Consider the following 18,299-nt stretch of genomic DNA (forward strand, 5'->3'; position numbering starts at 1 on the left):
AACCAAATAAAAAAGAGAACCCGAAATAGGTTCTCTTTTTTTTGACAGGAGCTTGTGGCTTACTATTAGAGGAGTTTAGTCACGCCCTTCTTAAATAAATCAACCATTTGTTGGCCTTGCTCAGATTGTAAGTAGTTGATTGATGTATCAACAAATGAACCGATCATTTTCGGGCTTAATCCCAGTGCCTCAAACTGCTCTTTCACCAAGGCGCTATCAGCCAAGGCTTTAAGCGAATTACCGCCTAAGCTGCCCAACATTGAAGATGTGCTGTTTTCCTTCGCTTTCACCTCAGGCGTCGCACTTAACATATCGCTACCACCAGCAATACCGCCCAGCAATGATGAGAATTCACCACCTGACAAATTAGTTTTCGCTAAATTAAGTAAAGCACCCATACCACCTTGTGCTTGTTGCTCTGTAATACCTAAGTTGCTAACCAGCATATTGGTTAACGACGATGAGTCTTCTGCATATGCAGACTTCACAACGCTAAATAACGACATCAGGGTAAGTAATGAAACAATAAAAGCTCTATTTACCCATTGCTTTGCTGCAATTTTCATTGAGTTTTCCTTTAATTTTTATCGTACTGTCGCTCAGTATAGATGGAATGAGTAGCCGATGCTTTGATTTTAGCTGTTCTCGAAAAAAGCCGTCTTTGATCAAATGCACCATTCACGACGTAATTTTAAAGTATTTGGTTCCGATTTAATCGTTGGCACAGGTTAATGCTCAAATAAAAAGGCATACACATGAAGTTACTTTATCAAGATTTACCCTCGAGGAAGATAGATAAGCTAATCATCAACTCACTCGAGCAGGCACTATATCAGGCGATAGCTGTTATAAACGGCGATGAGCATGTTATTTGGGAGTCTGAAACGAAAACACTGACCACGAGAAATCTCACCAAAATGCGTGAACATTTTGAACACATGGACATAGAGGCGATTGTTCTACGGCATGAAAGTGCATACGATGAAATGGTGGGTCAACCGCCAAAGCAGGGCAGTAACCGACTCGAAGTTCCATTGCGGAAAAACCCATACTCTACATATAAACACTTACACTAAAAGGTAATTATTTTGAGCGAACTCAAGCAGTTAGTTGTATTTGATCTTGACCAAACATTATTAAACAAGGCATCAGAGCTTTCCGAATTAACACTGCAAACGCTCAGAGATATGGATTCGCAAGGTATTCACTACACGATAGCTACGGGCAGAAGCTTTCTTTCTGCGGCTCGAATCATCAAAGATCACACATTCGGACTCCCGCAGATATACACAAATGGCGTAGTGACATGGTGTCCTAAACAAGAACAGTTTAGTTTCGACAATTGTTTAACAAAAGACGAGAGCCTGTCTGCACTCACTGCAATGGAATCTTTATCAGCTACCCCTTTTATTAGCGCAATAAATGACGAGAAACAGCGCATCATTTTTCACAGCAGATTCAAAAATCAGATAGAACAGAGTGTGCTTGAACGCTTAAGTGATCATCAAGACACGTTATTGATGCCAATCGAGCAAATGGCACCCGATGTGCGTGTTACCAATATTAGTATGATTGGACCAAGTGAAGAAGTATTGAGCGCAGAGCAAAACATAACCTCACTCAAACAAATTGCATCCTATTCTGGCCAAGCTGCTGAACGAGAGGACTATCGTTGGATAGATATTCATCATAACGGCGCTAACAAAGGCGCCGCCATTGAAAGGCTTAAAACTCAACTGGCGGTTGATAGCGTCATTTGCTTTGGTGACGGCTACAACGACTTGAGCATGTTTGATATTGCAGACGAATGCTATGCACCAGCAAACGCCAACGAGCAAATAAAGGAAAAAGCTACCCAGATTATCGGCCATCATGACGATGATGGGGTAGCAAAGTTCTTGCGAGAAAGGTTTAGTTTGTAGCCTTGGTTAGAGTTGTGACCAGTCATAATGCTTGAGAGAGTCTCATCTGTTGAACTTTGCCAGAGCTGACATATGGGGTGGCTGAAAATTCGACTTTTCATTTTTTCAGTCACATTATCTAGGATTCAGTCACAACATTTCAACGCTTGTACCTATAACTAATCAAATTTAAAGCAGTTAGTCTCCTACAAAAATAATCTTCTTATTGGCCTTAAGGACGTTAACAACATCTTTTCTTGTCTTTGATTTAATTTCCAAGCTTTCTTCAATTGATTCTATAAGAACTTCATTTCCAGATGAAAACCTGGTGTCACCGTATAAATCAATTCGTATACCAGTGGCTTTATTGAAATGCTTGAAAGCGGAATCAAGCTCTTTTAACTGATTTTGGCTCAGAGCATAGAGTAGTGTATCGGCTCTGCCATTGTTAAGGGTATATATTTCCATTGTTAACTTCGTTTCTAAAGCGGCAAAATGAACGTAAGGAACTTAAAACATTTTCTTGCTAGCCGAAGTACTACACACTTCACTAGGCCAAGAAACTTTTAAAGTTCTGTTATAGCCCTCTTTCTCTTTTGACGTAAACACTATATTGAGAACATCTCCATCGCTTGACCAAAAAAAATCAATGACCCTCTCTGCAAACCCCATCACTTCTATTTCTTGAACAAATTGAACTGGCTGAGTGTTACTGCTTTCTTTCTTGTCATAAATAACAAAGACTGAAGGTAGTTCATTCGATGAATTCACACTACTAGGGATTGACAAGTTGTAGCTATTAATTGCTTTTAACTGGGTTAGTACAATTAGCTTGTCATACTGTTCACCGTGTATTGGAACCATACAAGCTATACTTTTCAAAGAAAAGGCAGCTAGTATGAATATTATGATCTTCTTCAAATTTTGGCCCTAGTTTACTAGCTTATCCAAGCTTGAAACTCATCAACAATTACCCAACTATCATCCTGTTTTCGGAGGTGAAATAATATACCTCTCCAGCTAGACTCTAAACAAACTAGAGCTTGCTCTTTACTACTATTAAAGCCAACCCTAGATAATTTTATAAGATCTTTGTTTGAACTTCTAAATAGCTTAGAGCCACCTTCTGTGTCATAAATTTGAAGGTTATCCTCCCACTTTACAGTGTTTGCTAACCCATTGAGAGAAAAGAGTTGTACAGGTCCTTTGTTATAATCATTTGCTTTCAAAAAACTATTCCATAAGCCAGTTTCTAGTTCATAAATATTCTCTACATTTTGCATACAGTGAGTGGGGTAACTGTAAAAGGCAGCTTGTTTAGAGCTTTCATTTTTTTTAATAGTTTGAACCAACGAAAGAAAGACATCTTGCTCGTCATGAGCAGAGTTATTTATTGCTAAGTAGGCAACTAAACAAACAACCACAATATAAATAAGTAATTTAACGCTATTCTTTTTCATCATTTACCAAGAATAAACAACTTTACCGATCAAGTTTTCTTTGGGTACAAATCCCCAGAACCTACTATCTAAACTATTATCTCTAGAGTCACCTAAGACAAAAAAGTGACCCTCAGGGACAACCCACTCACCAGTCCCACTGCCGACCTGTCGAAAATAATGATGTGTAAGGTCGCCTTGAGCTTCATTCAATAAAACTTCGTATTCTTGCCCATCAATCTCCTCTTTTCGCACGATTAAACCTTCGGGTGAAACCGATTCAGATGAAGATTTTAGCGGTTCAAAACCAGAGCATTCTTCAGATTGAGCATCACATGCTTTTTTAATATATACAGTCTTGTTTCGATAAATTACACGATCACCTTCAAGACCAATTATTCTTTTAACCCAGTCTGACTCCGGGCTTTGAGGGTACTGGAAAACTACAACGTCTCCTCTTTTAACCTCTGCACTAACCTTTGTCTTGTGAATTTGAATGCCTAGATATCGATAGTTCCCATAACCAAGTTTACTAACTAGTATTTGAACTCCTTTGTCTAAAGTAGGAGCCATAGATGAAGCTGGTAAAGTAAAAGGCTCAATAAGGAATGTTCTAAATCCAATAATAGATATAAAAACGCTGATAAATGTCAAAGATGTTGCCCACCAACTCGCAAACCATGCGCGGGGATCATTCGCGTTATAATTTCTTGTTATCCAGTAAGCATGGGCGGGGCAAATTAACATGAAAAAACTGGAGAAATAGATGTCTTTATACCAAATTGACTCAGTCGCAGTAGCTTGCAGATTCATATCTAACAAAGCACTGCAAATTACAACCAGTAAATATAAGAAAAATACTTTGAGTTTATTGACGTATAAAAAAACAAATGGTTGCAGTATTAACCCTAGCAGTATCGCTATCCAACCTTTGGGTTTCCATGCATCAGACAAGCTAAAATCCTTTTAATTTTTATTTGAAACAGACCTTAAGTTATTGATGTTTATGAGTCAATTAGTGAGGTTGATTTACTCTGAAAGGAGAGGTATGAGTATTTTCGTGACGTGTTATAAAAGTTTAGCGCGAAATCTAAAATGATGTGGTCTATCAGCTAAATTAGCAGTAAAGTAGGCTAGTACATTGAATATTCGAATAAAAAATAAATGGATTTATGTTTAGCCTTTTCAAATCAAAACCTTTGCTATCGTCAGCAGATCAAGAATTTCTAATTGCCACTTTTAAATGGTTACTGCGGAACTTTGGTGGTGATGACTTTTATAAATTAACTAACTTAGTTTTACCTACCAAACAACACTTTCCTGATGAAGTAGATAGCCCTGAAGCGGCTGCTGCGGCAACTTTTAAGTCAGTTAAAAAACATGCAAATATGGACTCTTGGGATTGTAAGTTACAAGAGCAAGAGGAAGACGCAAATCCTCTAGTGGCTCCAACAATGGTTGTTCAAAATAGTCCAACAAGCCCAAATGGGACGTTTCAGGCTACTGAGAACAATGAGGTTATCATTACCTATAACCCTGCCTTGGTAGGACAGCCTATTCAGCTAGTTGCCACACTTGCACATGAGCTTGCGCATTATTTAACGGCTACTTCACCAGAAGAACCACCGGGTGGTTGGGAAAATTGGGAATTTGCTACTGATGTCGCTGCTACTTTCATGGGCTTTGGCCTATTTATGGCGAACTCTGCATTCAATTTTAGTCAGTATACTGATACCGACTCTCAAGGATGGAAGACTAGCCGTAGTGGTTATTTAAGTGAAACTGAGCATATATATGCGCTTGCTCTGTTTATAAAACTAAAAAAGCTACCTGATGACGCAGCTCATCAATATCTCAAGCCTCATCTAAAAAAGCTTATGAAAAAAGTCATTAAAGAGATAGATAAGTCCGATTTAATCGGTGAACTCAAAGCCGTTGAGTTCAAGCCATGCGTTTCTGAAAAAAAGAATGCTCAATATGAACCTTGAAGAGTTGAACAGCTACCTTAATGTGCTTCATGGACCTGCATCGGTTGAAGATATCACTGTTATTTCAGGAGCTATTACTATTAAGTTTAATGGTGATACTGGAACTAAAGACAAAGGAGAGATTGAATTAGTCTTTTTAAACGTTGAAGCTGTTAATCTTTCGTTTAGTTTATTAGCGCCTGTTACCATTGAATTGCGCAACGACTTAATCACTAGATATATAGAGTCTAACTATGTCGATGACGGATTAAATTTTTATTTGTTAACTGACGACGTAGGTGCGATTTGGTGGGTTTATGCTAGAAGATATATAGTAAGTGTATTACCAGTACTCTATAAATAAGTCTTCTAACACTCATCATTCAAAATTTTTGACATAAAATGAATAGCGTCTTGATAATTCTCATCTGCTGCGTATTTGATTAAGTCGATAGCTCTCTTTGTCTTCTACTCCTAGCCCTTTATAAAGTAAAAGGCCCAGACTATAGTGGGCATCGACACTTCCTAGTGCGCTCGACTGTTCATAATATTTAGCTGCTTGAGTGAAGTCTCAAATGTTAGCTATATCGACAAAGAAGAATTGGAGGAATGGATTAAATGATAGGGAATATCTATTTTGAATGACCTAATTTATGCTGCCTACGATAAAGCATTAGAGAATTTGGGATTAAATGGCTTTGATGCCTTGAGTGAGCAAGACAAAGTAATTGCTACAACATTTGCGATAGAAGCTGAAGTTAACAATGGAGGCTTTGATCAATTTTTCTTTAATTCATCTGGTGATATTGCTTTCTATGCCCCTACTGCTCTAGTGGCTATTGGAGCATTTGAAATGGCTAAAATAGCTAGAAAGGCGAATTTGATATTTGGTTCTGATGGCCCTGATAGGGACTGGCATAAGAGAACTCAAAAACTCTTTTCCCTTAACGAGAAGTTTGATGATTATCTAGAGGATTTAGATGATCAGTTTTACAAGTACCCGAATGATATTGGAGCACTATTAGAAGCTTATATTTTAAAGCATTCGTCAGGTAGCGATGAGAAAGTTTAAAAACGTAACTAAAGCAGATAACAAAGTATTGTCTGAAAAGTTTTCATTTCTTTTAAAATATAATGAAGACTGCACCAATGCTGACTTTTCTTGGGCTGCGGTTACTATCTTTGATCATTGGTTATACGAGACGGCCTCCTTCAATATTATTGAGGGCGCTACCGAAGCGCAAAAAAGAGAGTGGGACATGATTATTAAATCATTTCTGTCTCAGCTAACTGCGATAGAAGTTCCGATAAAATATAAGTATGTAGGTCGAAACGTTAATCAAAAATTGCAGTTTTCGAATTACATCGGTGATGCGCAAGCTTCAGAATATTTTTCGGAACAATTTGATGAAGTGTACTCACCAAATATTGTTTTCGAAAAACTAGGAGTAGAGATTTGGTTTGAAGATAATTGGACTATCCATTTTAAATATTTAGACCAAGAGCAGTGCCTTGATATGTTTAAGCTTGTTTCTGAACTTGGACTTTATATACTGCCAGCATATTGCGCAGATCATTTAAATGATTATTCGAATCTGTCACTGTTTCTAACTGAAAAAGGGGTTGCCAGTACTCTTCAAAAAAAATACTAAGAATTGCTTAATATTTCGTAAATCTCACACGCTGACTGATAATCTCAAGCATTATGCGTGGTCACAAATGGCGCTAGATCTCACATAACTTATCTGTGGATCGTCATAATTAATGAGAATTCTTGAATGGTATCTTATGGGCTGTAGCGAACTTCAAGGAAAATAAGATTAAACTTTGATTCACATGTCGCCAGAAATTGAAAAAAAGATTCCAATTTAGTAAGAAAATTAACAAGCCGACTATTCACTACTAGTACTATATTGGCATAAATTTCCTACTGATAACTATAATATTTTATAGTTATCAGTTTTAATGCCCGCTCTAGACACATCTGGCACTGAATTGAGCAATGAACATTTCTTCTGGGTTAATATTCCCCGGAAACATTATAGTGCATATGATTATCCAAATAATCGCTACTATAGAATGGAACGCTATCCGGGTCGTCCGAATTCAAAACAGAAAAATATCCACACTCAACACCAAAATGATTAGAAATCTTAGCTGCCAACTTTTTCGTCATTTCTTCACGTTCTCGAAGCCCTCTTGCATCATTGAACTCATACAAATGCACTAGATACTTTCCTGATTCGGTAACTGTAACACGTTCATCATCTATGAGAGCCCTAGTTAAGGTATTAGTGTTGTCGAGTATCCAGAGCCAACAACCTCCTACTTCTCCAGAATTTGGCGCATCAGCCTCATTTTCTATTTCAGAAACAAAAGCTGAAAACTCTTGAGCTACTACCTCTAATTTTTCTTTTTTATGAGAGAAAAAGGGGGCAAGATCAATTAAAGAATCGTTGATTGCCGTGCTGATTTCTTGAGGGCTAATAAGATTTTCACTTTCAGGCAGTTCGTCAGAAACAAGTACAAAGCTAAAAGTATTTTTTTGAATTACCCCTCTATCAACGAGAGCTAAGATATCGTGAGTCACCCACCTTCCATGCGAAGCCTTTTTTACAACGACACCTATACCTGTAGTTACCTCTTCATAGAAGTTAAGCCCCGGAATATCCTTGATTTCGTCTATCATTCCAAATTTTTCAAGAGCTTTTTCTACGTGTCCGTAATCACCACGATACGGCCACCTCCATTCTCTCTCATGGCTCCAGTCAATTGGTTTTGTTGAAGCGGGATTATAAGTAACGTATCGGTACTGTTCACGTTCAGGAAGTATATGAGAGTCAAAAATTCTAGGACCACCTCCTTCTCCACGAGGAGCCCAGCGGTCTCGATTATCTAAACCATATATAACCGGATTGGCACCTGCTTTAAACATCGCTTTTTTAGGGAATATCAGAGCAAATGGGCTCATTGCCTCACCTCGCCTATGCCGTGATTCCCCTGATTCTAAGAAAGCCGCGATTGGCATTTCAGTAAAACAAACCGCAGGATCAGGCCCATAAATTGTTCTTACATGGTTACGATAAGACCAAGTCGCCCATAAGCGCCCTGATCTTATTGCACACCTTAGCATGAATAACGCTGAATATTTGTTGTCTTCAGCAACGTTTCCCCATCCCATATGCTCGACATAGGCGATTGAATTATTACTCTCGAAATCAATGTCTCGAAAAAAGTGAATTAGCCAATCAGATAAGTCAAATCGTATTGAGTTAGTTTTCACGTAAGTTTTCCTTCATATTTTATTGTACCTACCATGCAGCTAATATGGTTTCATTGACTACGCATTGCTTTTTCACTAATTTGAAATAACAGTAAATATTTAAATAACATACACTTAGGTGAGAGGGATTACAATTTTTGTGCCTCTCGACAATCTAGGAATGAGTGCTTTTATGTAAGCATTTTCATATTTTAGGTTTTTGTCCATAGTTGAACTTATCGAGGCTGCTAAACTTAAGTGACCTAGTTTGTACATCGAGTTCGTTAATGAATTATCAAGCACTTTCTATCCATGCAAAGAAAAACTACTCAAACATTAAAGTGTGTAGCTTGGAAGTACTCGACGATAAATATGTTTTTGTATGTAACTCAATGCTTAAGAGATTCAATGAGCTAGGTATAGAAGAAGGAGGTGTGGTTTATATAGATGGTTTGGAATTAGACGCTAAAGGCACACCAATTTTTACCGTCAACTCAAGCTTTGATATAGATATTAGCCTACTTACAGAATATGAAATTTTGTATTTATCAGCTTCCAGTTGATATAAACATCAGATAGTTAACATTATTTTCTCGATAAAGCTGATAGCTTCTGCTTACAATACTTTTCAAAGTAATAGTAGTTTTGAGTTTCATAAAAACGATGAAAATATCGCTCCATCCACACAGAGTCATACAGCTTGCGGGTTTCTTGTTAACACTTATTGCTGTGCCGTTTATTCAATTTCAAATAAATGGAAATAATGAATTGGTTTCTCAGAACAAAGAGGTAGCGCAAGAAGCCATTTTTCACGATATATACTATATGTTACGGGAAATTGGGTGCGAAAACTTTGACTCTAAAATTAAGAGCATAGATTGTGATTTAGGGGTGTATCAAAATATTCAGCTAGAGAGTGCGTTGAGTCGTGTCAGTGAATACTCAAAAGAAGTAGAGTCGTTAAATTACACTTTGTTTTTCGTTTTTGTTATGTCTGGCTACATATTGTTTTTTGGATTTTATTTTGAGTTTAGACTTGAGTATGAGCGAGATTCTAAACAGAAAGAAATAAATGAATGGTTAGATATTGCAGCAACTAGGCACGATATTCGAGTGAGATTCAAAAAGAGTTGATTCTTAGTGCGTAAAAATAGTGAGCACGCTCAAATGAATCTGTATTACATGGGCTAAGATAAATCGCCTGTTTTAATACGAAATAAAAGGTCTAGTACCATTGATTCGTCACCTTCCAAAGCCTCTATAGGCGTCTTGTGGCCTAATTGTACCCTAGGGGCTCTTAGCCACCTCAGAGCCACGTCATCTCTTTTAAAGACCTCTAAGACGGCTTTGTGAATTTCTGGGTGGCTTCTTAGCAAGTAAGCTAGTTCATCTGTTTTCATTTCGTTGTCCAGTTCGTTTGATATAGGTTATTGGTGTTAATGTTTCTAGGGGCTTAGCTAACCAGCTAAAGGAAAGAGTTCTAGTTGCTCTTGCTGTTGCCAGCTGGCATTAACATGGTCATTCAATATTTGTTCAAGCTTTGGGGTTCTTGCATAAATAAATGGCGCTATAACCGGCTGAATATTACTACCTCTTAGCGTCTTGATAATTTTGTCAGCGCAAACATTGTTGTGACTTGCCCAGCGTTCAATGCATTCGTAGCGACTCAAAAACTCTGCAATTGATGTCCCTGAGTAATTATGTGTAAATGGTTTACTTGGTAATTCCTTGATGAGCTTTAGTGCACCAAGTTGCTTCACTCGGTTACGTGAAATTCTCAATATATGAGTGGCTCGTGTAAGCGATATGGACGCCTCACCTTCCAAGTAAGTTGTCTCAAAATGCTCACTGATAAGCTGCTCATTTATCTTGATTGCATCGACAAGAGTATTAGCAGCTCTATCTATGTAAATTGGCAAATTATGCTTGTAAATTTCGACCAAAATGTCGCCCGTATCAATAGTGTAAATGTCTAGTAATTCAGATAGCTCGTTGAGTTTCATTGTATTAGCAGCACACGCTGTATTTTGGCGCTTGGTTTGCTCAATAAAGTCACGAATATCGATGAAACTGTATCGACCACGACCGACCGGTGTTACGGATGAAATGGACGACACTTTAAAGAGCTTTCTAGCTAGCGCTAAGTCACAGCCAAGCATTTGAGCAAATGCGTGCTGGTCAATATGGTGAATCAGTTGCTGGTTACTTTCGTCATCTGACAGCACAGCAATAGCGGCATTTCGAGTAGTGCACGGAGTATGGTGATGAAAGCACATTAAGTCACTCGAAATCGCCGTATTCGTTAACGTTGGTGCAAACGCATGTACAAGCCACTTTTGATGAAGGCGGGTCAACATTGTTTTTAAAGGATAAAAGACTGCGCCAGAGCCAATTTCAGCGTATTTACGACGTTGATTGATCATTGACTGACACCACAGTTCAATCAAATGCTTATTCGTGAGTAAGTCGTATGCTTGAGTGAATAGCTTCGTCCAATCTAGCTCCAATTGAGGGAGCTGTTTGATTGCATGGTGGACTGAGTCGTAAGGACGCAGTGCTCGCATAGCTGCTGTTAACAAGTCTTCTAAATAGTCTGCTCGTTCATCATCAGGTTGTGCGTGAAAATGCTCGATATAGTTCGGCAACTGTTCTTCTGGCAACATTGCTGCGATTTCATGCCAAGCCGCGTCACACTGGCTGCATCCAAAATGCAACAAGTCCTCATTCCAATGCAGTACCTTTTCACAACAAGGGCAATTCGAGATGAGGCGCTTTTGATGCTTGTGGCAATGTGTGATCGGAGTAAGTTGCCAATGCGAATCAGTATGGTTTTGCGTGATCATACACTCAGCGCACACGTGCGGTGTGCGTTGAGTAATTGCCTGATAGCCTAGTCTTTTGCCACATTCCCTCGGACTTTTTTGAACAGGTGAAAAAGAGCTGTGGTCACAGGTATCAACAAGCGAGCAAACAAACGATACGAGTCTTTCTTCTGTGCTTCCCATACCGACGGCAGTCGAGTCGTTTAACTCACTGAAAAGCCTGTTGGTAAGCTCATAGTCATTGGCAATCGATAATCGCAGTAGAAAGCTTCGAATGCTCTCATTTTCGATTGGGTAAAGTGCGGTCATTAACTTCATTATGCAGCGTCCCTATTGTTAGTAACTAGCTTGGTGGTTAGGTGCATTTCGATAGTCGCCATAGTGGTATCAAACGGATTGCAACTAAGCTCATTCTTTGGCTGAAATACTCTGTATGCTTTTGCCAAAGATTCTTTAGTAATCGCGTCTCTTGAACCCGCAATTTCAATGGCTTCTTTAAATAACGGTGTTAAATTGCCGAACAGTCCGTGAGTGGCGAGATGCAAGCGTTTAAGCATGTCTTCAGTGCAAAGATTAACTTTGCAATCCAATGCTTTTTGATACATTTCAATTAGGCTTTTCCAGTTTGAAGTACCGACGGAGTAGCCCGCGATGCGATGCAGCTTTCTGTTGCGGCGCTGTAGTTGTTTTTCAGCTTTAAACTTTGCTTTGCCGGTCAGTAACTCAGCCGCCGAATCAATACCAACACAAATAACGGGAATGCCCGCACCATCTTCATCATCCATTAGCGCTTTAATCGCGTCAGCAGCGTGCTGGGCACTCACGCTTGATGTTTCTCTAACGAGATGTTGAGCTTCATCTAGAATGATTAATTCGGTTTGAGATTTGCGCAGTCGGGCAACCAGTCGTGCTTGGATTTCTTCTTCACTTCCTGTGATTCGCTTCACCCCAGTCAGCTTCCTGTAAAGACGCTGAATAAGCGCTTTAGACGTCGACTTCTCTTGCAAATTGACATACAGAACCGGTACCACTCTCTGTACGTCTGTTTGATAAGGCGGTGACTGCTCTGCATAGCTTCTTGCGATGTAAGACTTACCTGTCCCAGAATCACCGATGAGATACATACCTTGCACACAATTAGTGTGACGGGTTGCGCGACATGCATCGAATGCTTTCCTAACAATGGCAATATCCGGCGTTCTCATCTTTTGTGCTAAGAAAGCATGTGTTTCTTCGAGTAACTCTGGTGAGTCATCGGGTAGCAATTCTGCCATATTCGTCTCCTCCTCGTTATTCAAGACCAAAGCCAGTTGATGTGTCTCGTTCTTCGTCGGTGATTGTTGTGCTCTGCTCAATGTCAGTCTCCATTTCAGTTTGTGTGTCTTGTGATAATTCGTCGTCGCGCACCAAAGAATCGCTTTGAACTAAGGTGCCATTGGCGCGTTTTCGTTTGATTTTGTTTCTAGCTTTTTGCACTGTTTGGCTCTCTGGGTAGTCTTTTTCAGTGACTTTACGCATGTGTGAGCTAGCCTGTGTAAAGCTAATGTCACGGTCGATACCGCTTACGTTTGGTACTTCAATGAGTTGTCCGTCGGGTAAGGCAACTGTGATGGCAGATGCATCATAATCATCAATCATTACACTCACCTTTGAAGAGCTTTTCCCGCTATTGCGAACAATATTGGCAAATGCTTTTTTCAACTCAGTACTCTGAAAGCGTTGGCCTCTATGAGAAATCCCATGAGATGAAGTACAAGTGAGGCTTTTGGCATTGCCGCGAATCTTAAGGCGGTCATCCAAATCACTCATTGTCATGACCTCATCAATACGAGCTAGTTTTTGCCACTTTTGAAAAGGAGTGTAATTGTTGATCCCTTTGTTAGGCGTGTGGTGGTACTCATCTTGAACATAAGTTTCAAAGAGTTCCATGAACTCTGTAACAGTGAGTTTTGCTGCTTGTCTTAGCGTTGATTCTTGAATAATTTCTTTCTGACGTTTACCAAGATAGCCTGGCAACTTACCGAAAAACTTTGTTCTCCACGTACCAAACATTCTCTCGGCATGCGGCTTTTCTTCTGGGCGACGAGAGCGACAGTAAGTAAGTTCAGAGCCAATGTTATTCATGAATTTTCGCGTCATTTCTGCGCGAAATCCCGGTCCGTTGTCGAAGATATATGTCACCGCAATACCTGCCATCGGATATCTCATTGGGTCTTGCTTTACACGCATTGAATGAGTCAACGAGTGAATAACAAGTGCTGCCGATTCTGCTGGCTTTTCAGATACCTGTACCGTATATCCGAGACATGCTCTAGTGGCGACATCAACGATAGCGAGGATGAGAACTTTGCCAGCGTATGTGCCGTCACCATTTAATAAACCGATATTGAATTCAGCTGCGTCACACTCAGCAACTTCAAGTGGCATGGTCACGTTGAACGTTTTAGCTGCGATTCGATTTTCTCTATCTGCATGTCTTTTGCCATAGCGTTTAAGTTCAACTTCGTACTTAGGCAAACGTTTAATGAACCGAGAAAAAGTAGACTTGCTTGGCATGGTGAAACCAGAAAAAGACCGACCTTTTGCCTCGAAAGCGAGGCTAAATTGTCTATAAGCGAAATTAATTGTCGGCCTACTTGGCTTTAAGTAATGAAGTGTTAAGGTTTGAGCCATAAGCTCTTTTACCTCAGGCGGCATTCGCTCATCTCGGCTGTTGCCATGTACCACTTGTAGCGCCATATCTCGACCGTCGCTAAGCCACAGCTTGTACCAGCCATAGACTGTTTTGACTGCTGGCTTTCTAGCGTGTGTCTCTTGAATTTCTTCGTAGACGCTATTAATTAAGTCTTCAGATAATCCTTCTGTGGGATGCTCGTCCTTAAAGGCTAAAAAAGCGTCGCAATATGCACTTCTTCGTTCGCACTCACGCTTTTGCTTCTCGGTCATTTCCACGATACATCGAATATCAATGGGCTTTTCAACCATATGGAAATGGCCTTCGTTTGCTGCTTGATAAATCTCGTGAGGGGCAAAATGCTGGTAGCTTTTATCACCGAATTTAATAAAGACTACGTCGTTGTCGATGTGCTTAATCGTGCCGTGGCGGCCTGACAGCTTAACTTCTTGGCCTGATGCTAGTGTTAATGCGTGATTCATTGTTATTCTCCTGTTGCCGTTAACGTGGTGTTTTCATTTAGCTCTAGCGCGTAATCAAAGATAAAAACTTGATGACCAAGTAGAGCTAATGCATGCTTGGTTTGAAGTCCAAGAGACTGAATGTAGGTTGTAAGCTTGCTAAACGAAGTAACTTCTCCGAGCGCTTCGTGCATCGCCTCCAAATCGATTTGTGCGATGCTTAAACGACGAAAATGATGGATTTTTTTTAGATTTTTGGTGGTATGTCCGGCGTAGACTTGCTCGTCAGTGGCGTAGGCAATTTTTAGCCCTTTTACTTCGTCAAAAAGGTCTCTTAGATGATTAAAACGCTCTTCTGCACGTTTCGAACGGGTGAAAATAGCAGGCTTTGTTTCGCGAAGATCAATGCCGTCCTTTGTGGTGATTTCTAAGTCTGGTGTATAACCGCGTTTAACACCTCTATCGTCGATATACTCATATCGAGCCGGTTGTTCTTTGAAAGAAATCACGTTTTGTTGGTATTCATAGTAGCGCTGCGTGTCTCGCTCTAGCTGGCTTTCAGCCCAAACGAAGTCACTTCGGTCGTTTTTGTACGACTTAAATAGCGTTACTTGTCTATCTGAGCGATACTTTGATAATTCGCGTTGTGTCATCAGTAGCATTTCCCAATTGATATTTTTTTATTGGCTCAGTCAGATTTTTCATTTCACACCCTCAAAAATTTTTATCTTTGAGGTATGGTACACTTTGCAAAAATTTTCAAATACAAAAACCTTAAATATCAACAACTTAATATAGCAATAATTAATTAGCTGTCAGTTAAAGTGTTCTAAAATCAGACATTTCAATTTTTCTTGCCAGGGCGTTAATAAATAAGTCTTCTTAAAACCGGCTGGCTTATGCTTAAATACTTGGGACTTTTGCAGGCGACCGGACAACTTTTGTGGCCCTTTTTGGTGGTTATCAGCAAAAATCTTTATGTATTCATGAAAGCTACGTGTGAGTTTTGGGAGTAACCGGACAACTTTTTGTCTTGTTACACACAACTTCTTTTGAGCCTTTCAATGATTAACCTGTGAAGTTTTGGGAATACCGGACAAGTTTGTGACAGAGAATTTAAAAAAAGCATTTCGAGATGCTCTGGAATTAGAGTTGCGTAGCCCTTCAAGGCAAGCAAAGATTCGCCGTACTGTGGCTAAAAGGCTAGGTAGTTTTCCTGAATACACTTGTATGTGGAGCACAGCAGAGAAGTGCACGAGCCATATCTCAAACGTAGTTTATGCGCAATTTGAAAAAGCAGAAGGCTATTCCAATAGACTCAAATTCCAGCGAGAAAAGTTAGAAAAGTTTCAAAAAGACCCTAACTACATTGAAGAGTACTTAACTACCGCGACGCATACCTACTGCACAGCCAAACAAGTCAAATGTAATCAAGGCCGCTCAAAAGTGGTTGACGCAGATGGTAATGTCATCCAAACAGAGAAAAGACGTGGTAAAGCTGCGCGGGCTGTTGACGGTAACGACAAACTAGAAATCGCTATATTAAGCACGTCGTTTGGGGTAGCTAATATTAGTGATGAGGCCATTGAGAGCACAACGGAATACCTAAAAAAGCTACACCTCAATGATAAAGAAATTCGTTGTTTTTGGGATAGGCTAGACGGACAGACTTTCGTCGAGATGGCAAAAGAATATCAAGAAAGTAGCGCATCAAAAGAAAAGAGCGTACCGGATTTATATCGCAAGCGTTATTCAAGGCTTATGAAAAAAATAGGCAATAAGCGTGACAAGGTCTTTGACCTTATGACTCGTGATTCTCACCTTTCAAACAACCAGGCCTTGAGTGATGGCGGCTTTTTCGTCTCGACTGAATAAATTGACTTGTAAGCTTCAACAACTCGTCTAATGTCATGTTGCGATAGATGCTGCTATTTGAATCCCAGTGTCTATTTAGGTTTGCAAAATCTAGCTGACGATTGGTTGATTTCTTCATTTTTGCTTCGCCCAAACATCCCTATTAATAAGTCTAGTTCATTTGATTAGAAACAATGAATGAGACGAAATCAGTTGATATCTCAGTTGGTTATGTCATTAATATGAAACGGTTTTGTCTAATAAAAAGGATTTTAGACATGAAAGACAAGGAAAAAATCGCGCTATTTATAGATGCTGATAATGCTCCTGCTACTAAAATTGACATCATACTTTCAGAGCTTGCTCGCTATGGTGTAGTAAATATTCGAAAAGCCTACGGCAACTGGAAAAGCCCATGTATTAAACCTTGGGAAGATGTTTTACACGAATATGCTATCCAACCCATTCAACAATTTGATTTAACCAAAGGCAAAAATGCTACTGATATAGCACTCGTTATAGACGCGATGGATACCCTATATACCAAAGACGTCGACACCATTTGTTTAGTTTCATCTGATTGTGATTTTACTCCACTTGTTACGCGAGCACTTGCAGATGGCAAGTTTGTCATTGGTTTTGGTGAACGAAAAGCACCAACTGCATTCGTAAATAGCTGTTCAAAGTTCCTGTATCTTGACGATATTGAGACTGAAGAAAAGCCAATACAAAAACGAAAGCCAAGTATTAAAAGTGATACAAGGTTGATGAATATGCTTCGCCAGGCAATAGAAGCATCTGAAGAGGAGGATGGCTGGGCACAGTTAGGCCCTATCGGCAAACATATTTCAAATCATGCGTCCTTCGACCAGCGAAATTACGGCTTTAAAAAACTTAGTGATTTATTTGCTGCAATTGATTTGTTTGAAATGAAGCAAACTCATGGCTCAGCAACATGGGTTAGGGATAAGAAAAAGGTAAAACAAAAGGAAGCTAGTCAACAATGATGTTTGGAGTAGATGTAAAAGTTATTGCGGCATTAATCGCACTGTTTGGCGTTTTGCTAGCTTCAGCTTTAAGTGCCGGAGCTTATTTTTATAAAGTGAGAGCTGAGGCAAAAAAGAGCGCTCGAAAGTCACTCTATTACTTACTAGAAATTAGGTATTTTATTCTGACTTCACTGTTTAACCCGGATAAGGAAACTGCATTATACATTGAACATTACTCCAAACACCTTACCGGAAAAGGCATTAAGCTATCAAAAAGTGACTTTGACGAAGGGCTGGTTGATTTAATTCGTGGGTATTTTGAAAGCATCGTTTCGACAGTAAAAATTAAGGCAGAAGCTGACTTAATAAAACCCTATGAAGAATCACTTTTGGAGCTTGCTGGCGTTAATCCAGTTTTATCATTCAGCCTCAAAGGCAAGGAAGCTCTGGCAAAGCTAATTAGCCAAGCGAGTCAGTATAGTAAGTCCGTTCCTAACAATATCGAGTTACCAAAAGGGATGGAGTGGATGAATGATCTGGTTGTTGAAATTTCCAATGATATGTCAGAAAAATCAACAGAAGACTCAATCGCTCAATTAGAAGACGATATTTTAGCGCTTGCTAAAACTTGCGGTTCTAAAACACATAAAGACACCAAAATTGTGCTGGAAAACCGTCTGACCTTAGAAAACAAAGATATGTTTATTGAACTTGATTCTTATATGGATCAAGTCATTGAGAAGATGATGTCAGCATATGAAAGTAACCTATCTGAAACTAAGCGCCAAAGTAATTAGAGCACTGTACCTATGCATTAATAAATCAAATTCATTTGATTTGAAATAAAGTCAATAGTGATGCGAGGTAATATTTTGTACGGTATGTTATTGATATATATAAACTTACCGTCTCTTGGGTTGTGGGGTTAAA

At 39.4% G+C, this 18,299-nt stretch carries 22 protein-coding genes; 11 read left to right on the forward strand and 11 right to left on the reverse strand.

Annotated elements, in window-relative coordinates; all coding sequences use genetic code 11:
• Positions 1-65: 65 nt before the first annotated feature.
• Positions 66-566 (reverse strand): DUF2780 domain-containing protein, encoded by a 501-nt coding sequence (locus ACFSJY_RS05095; RefSeq protein WP_386031776.1) that lies wholly within the window; start codon positions 564-566, stop codon positions 66-68.
• A gap of 189 nt (positions 567-755) precedes the next feature.
• Between ACFSJY_RS05095 and ACFSJY_RS05100 the strand changes: the two genes are divergently transcribed.
• Both ACFSJY_RS05100 and ACFSJY_RS05105 read left to right on the forward strand, forming a co-directional pair.
• A complete protein-coding gene (locus ACFSJY_RS05100) occupies positions 756-1,076 on the forward strand; it encodes a DUF6482 family protein (protein ID WP_386031778.1) in 321 nt (106 codons plus the stop codon).
• Between the two features lie 12 nt (positions 1,077-1,088).
• A complete protein-coding gene (locus tag ACFSJY_RS05105; RefSeq protein ID WP_386031780.1) occupies positions 1,089-1,922 on the forward strand; it encodes an HAD family hydrolase in 834 nt (277 codons plus the stop codon).
• A 177-nt stretch (positions 1,923-2,099) separates the two neighbouring features.
• On the opposite strand, the gene ACFSJY_RS05110 is transcribed toward ACFSJY_RS05105, so the two are convergent.
• The 4 genes from ACFSJY_RS05110 to lepB all read right to left on the reverse strand — a co-directional run bounded on the left by ACFSJY_RS05110 (position 2,100) and on the right by lepB (position 4,294).
• The gene (locus ACFSJY_RS05110; protein WP_386031782.1) at positions 2,100-2,369 is read right to left on the reverse strand and encodes a hypothetical protein; all 270 of its coding nucleotides are present in this window, start codon (positions 2,367-2,369) and stop codon (positions 2,100-2,102) included.
• A gap of 42 nt (positions 2,370-2,411) precedes the next feature.
• Positions 2,412-2,765, reverse strand: a complete 354-nt coding sequence (locus ACFSJY_RS05115) for a hypothetical protein (RefSeq protein WP_386031784.1) — start codon at positions 2,763-2,765, stop codon at positions 2,412-2,414.
• 74 nt (positions 2,766-2,839) lie between these two features.
• On the reverse strand, positions 2,840-3,361 hold the full coding sequence (locus tag ACFSJY_RS05120; protein ID WP_386031786.1) for a hypothetical protein: 522 nt from the start codon (positions 3,359-3,361) through the stop codon (positions 2,840-2,842).
• 3 nt (positions 3,362-3,364) lie between these two features.
• A complete protein-coding gene (gene lepB / locus ACFSJY_RS05125; RefSeq protein ID WP_386031788.1) occupies positions 3,365-4,294 on the reverse strand; it encodes a signal peptidase I in 930 nt (309 codons plus the stop codon).
• 218 nt (positions 4,295-4,512) lie between these two features.
• Here lepB and ACFSJY_RS05130 point away from each other — a divergent pair, with 218 nt between their 5' ends.
• The 4 genes from ACFSJY_RS05130 to ACFSJY_RS05145 all read left to right on the forward strand — a co-directional run bounded on the left by ACFSJY_RS05130 (position 4,513) and on the right by ACFSJY_RS05145 (position 6,959).
• Positions 4,513-5,328 carry a hypothetical protein gene (locus tag ACFSJY_RS05130; protein WP_386031790.1) on the forward strand — a complete coding sequence of 272 codons (816 nt, stop codon included), beginning with the start codon at positions 4,513-4,515 and terminating at the stop codon, positions 5,326-5,328.
• A complete protein-coding gene (locus ACFSJY_RS05135; protein WP_386031792.1) occupies positions 5,318-5,671 on the forward strand; it encodes a hypothetical protein in 354 nt (117 codons plus the stop codon). The genes ACFSJY_RS05130 and ACFSJY_RS05135 overlap by 11 nt, the downstream gene beginning before the upstream one ends.
• A gap of 273 nt (positions 5,672-5,944) precedes the next feature.
• Positions 5,945-6,379 carry a DMP19 family protein gene (locus ACFSJY_RS05140; RefSeq protein ID WP_386031794.1) on the forward strand — a complete coding sequence of 145 codons (435 nt, stop codon included), beginning with the start codon at positions 5,945-5,947 and terminating at the stop codon, positions 6,377-6,379.
• Positions 6,366-6,959: a hypothetical protein gene (locus tag ACFSJY_RS05145; RefSeq protein ID WP_386031796.1), complete on the forward strand. Its 594-nt coding sequence runs from the start codon at positions 6,366-6,368 to the stop codon at positions 6,957-6,959. Before ACFSJY_RS05140 ends, ACFSJY_RS05145 begins: the two co-directional genes overlap by 14 nt.
• A 368-nt stretch (positions 6,960-7,327) precedes the next feature.
• On the opposite strand, the gene ACFSJY_RS05150 is transcribed toward ACFSJY_RS05145, so the two are convergent.
• Positions 7,328-8,590 carry a DUF4427 domain-containing protein gene (locus ACFSJY_RS05150; protein ID WP_386031798.1) on the reverse strand — a complete coding sequence of 421 codons (1,263 nt, stop codon included), beginning with the start codon at positions 8,588-8,590 and terminating at the stop codon, positions 7,328-7,330.
• A gap of 266 nt (positions 8,591-8,856) precedes the next feature.
• Here ACFSJY_RS05150 and ACFSJY_RS05155 point away from each other — a divergent pair, with 266 nt between their 5' ends.
• Positions 8,857-9,132, forward strand: coding sequence for a hypothetical protein (locus ACFSJY_RS05155; RefSeq protein WP_386031800.1), 276 nt, complete (start codon positions 8,857-8,859; stop codon positions 9,130-9,132).
• A 148-nt stretch (positions 9,133-9,280) separates the two neighbouring features.
• Positions 9,281-9,703 carry a hypothetical protein gene (locus ACFSJY_RS05160; protein WP_386031802.1) on the forward strand — a complete coding sequence of 141 codons (423 nt, stop codon included), beginning with the start codon at positions 9,281-9,283 and terminating at the stop codon, positions 9,701-9,703.
• Between the two features lie 53 nt (positions 9,704-9,756).
• On the opposite strand, the gene ACFSJY_RS05165 is transcribed toward ACFSJY_RS05160, so the two are convergent.
• From ACFSJY_RS05165 to ACFSJY_RS05185, 5 genes are read right to left on the reverse strand one after another with little or no spacing between them, the layout of a single operon-like run.
• Positions 9,757-9,969, reverse strand: a complete 213-nt coding sequence (locus ACFSJY_RS05165; RefSeq protein ID WP_386031804.1) for an antitoxin Xre/MbcA/ParS toxin-binding domain-containing protein — start codon at positions 9,967-9,969, stop codon at positions 9,757-9,759.
• A 57-nt stretch (positions 9,970-10,026) separates the two neighbouring features.
• Positions 10,027-11,709, reverse strand: a complete 1,683-nt coding sequence (locus tag ACFSJY_RS05170; RefSeq protein ID WP_386031806.1) for a hypothetical protein — start codon at positions 11,707-11,709, stop codon at positions 10,027-10,029.
• Positions 11,709-12,665: a TniB family NTP-binding protein gene (locus ACFSJY_RS05175; protein WP_386031808.1), complete on the reverse strand. Its 957-nt coding sequence runs from the start codon at positions 12,663-12,665 to the stop codon at positions 11,709-11,711. The genes ACFSJY_RS05170 and ACFSJY_RS05175 overlap by 1 nt, the downstream gene beginning before the upstream one ends.
• A gap of 16 nt (positions 12,666-12,681) precedes the next feature.
• Complete coding sequence (locus ACFSJY_RS05180; RefSeq protein WP_386031810.1) at positions 12,682-14,547, reverse strand: DNA-binding domain-containing protein; 1,866 nt, start codon at positions 14,545-14,547, stop codon at positions 12,682-12,684.
• A 2-nt stretch (positions 14,548-14,549) separates the two neighbouring features.
• Entirely contained in the window at positions 14,550-15,179 is a 630-nt protein-coding gene (locus ACFSJY_RS05185) for a Tn7 transposase TnsA N-terminal domain-containing protein (RefSeq protein ID WP_386031812.1), read from the reverse strand.
• A 451-nt stretch (positions 15,180-15,630) separates the two neighbouring features.
• On the opposite strand from ACFSJY_RS05185, the gene ACFSJY_RS05190 reads away from it, so the two are divergent.
• From ACFSJY_RS05190 to ACFSJY_RS05200, 3 genes are all read left to right on the forward strand, one after another.
• Entirely contained in the window at positions 15,631-16,401 is a 771-nt protein-coding gene (locus ACFSJY_RS05190; RefSeq protein WP_386031814.1) for a hypothetical protein, read from the forward strand.
• 257 nt (positions 16,402-16,658) lie between these two features.
• The gene (locus ACFSJY_RS05195) at positions 16,659-17,387 is read left to right on the forward strand and encodes an NYN domain-containing protein (protein ID WP_386031816.1); all 729 of its coding nucleotides are present in this window, start codon (positions 16,659-16,661) and stop codon (positions 17,385-17,387) included.
• Entirely contained in the window at positions 17,384-18,166 is a 783-nt protein-coding gene (locus tag ACFSJY_RS05200) for a hypothetical protein (protein WP_386031818.1), read from the forward strand. Before ACFSJY_RS05195 ends, ACFSJY_RS05200 begins: the two co-directional genes overlap by 4 nt.
• Positions 18,167-18,299: the final 133 nt, after the last annotated feature.

Source organism: Thalassotalea euphylliae (genome assembly GCF_042682785.1).
Taxonomy (GTDB): domain Bacteria; phylum Pseudomonadota; class Gammaproteobacteria; order Enterobacterales; family Alteromonadaceae; genus Thalassotalea_F; species Thalassotalea_F euphylliae.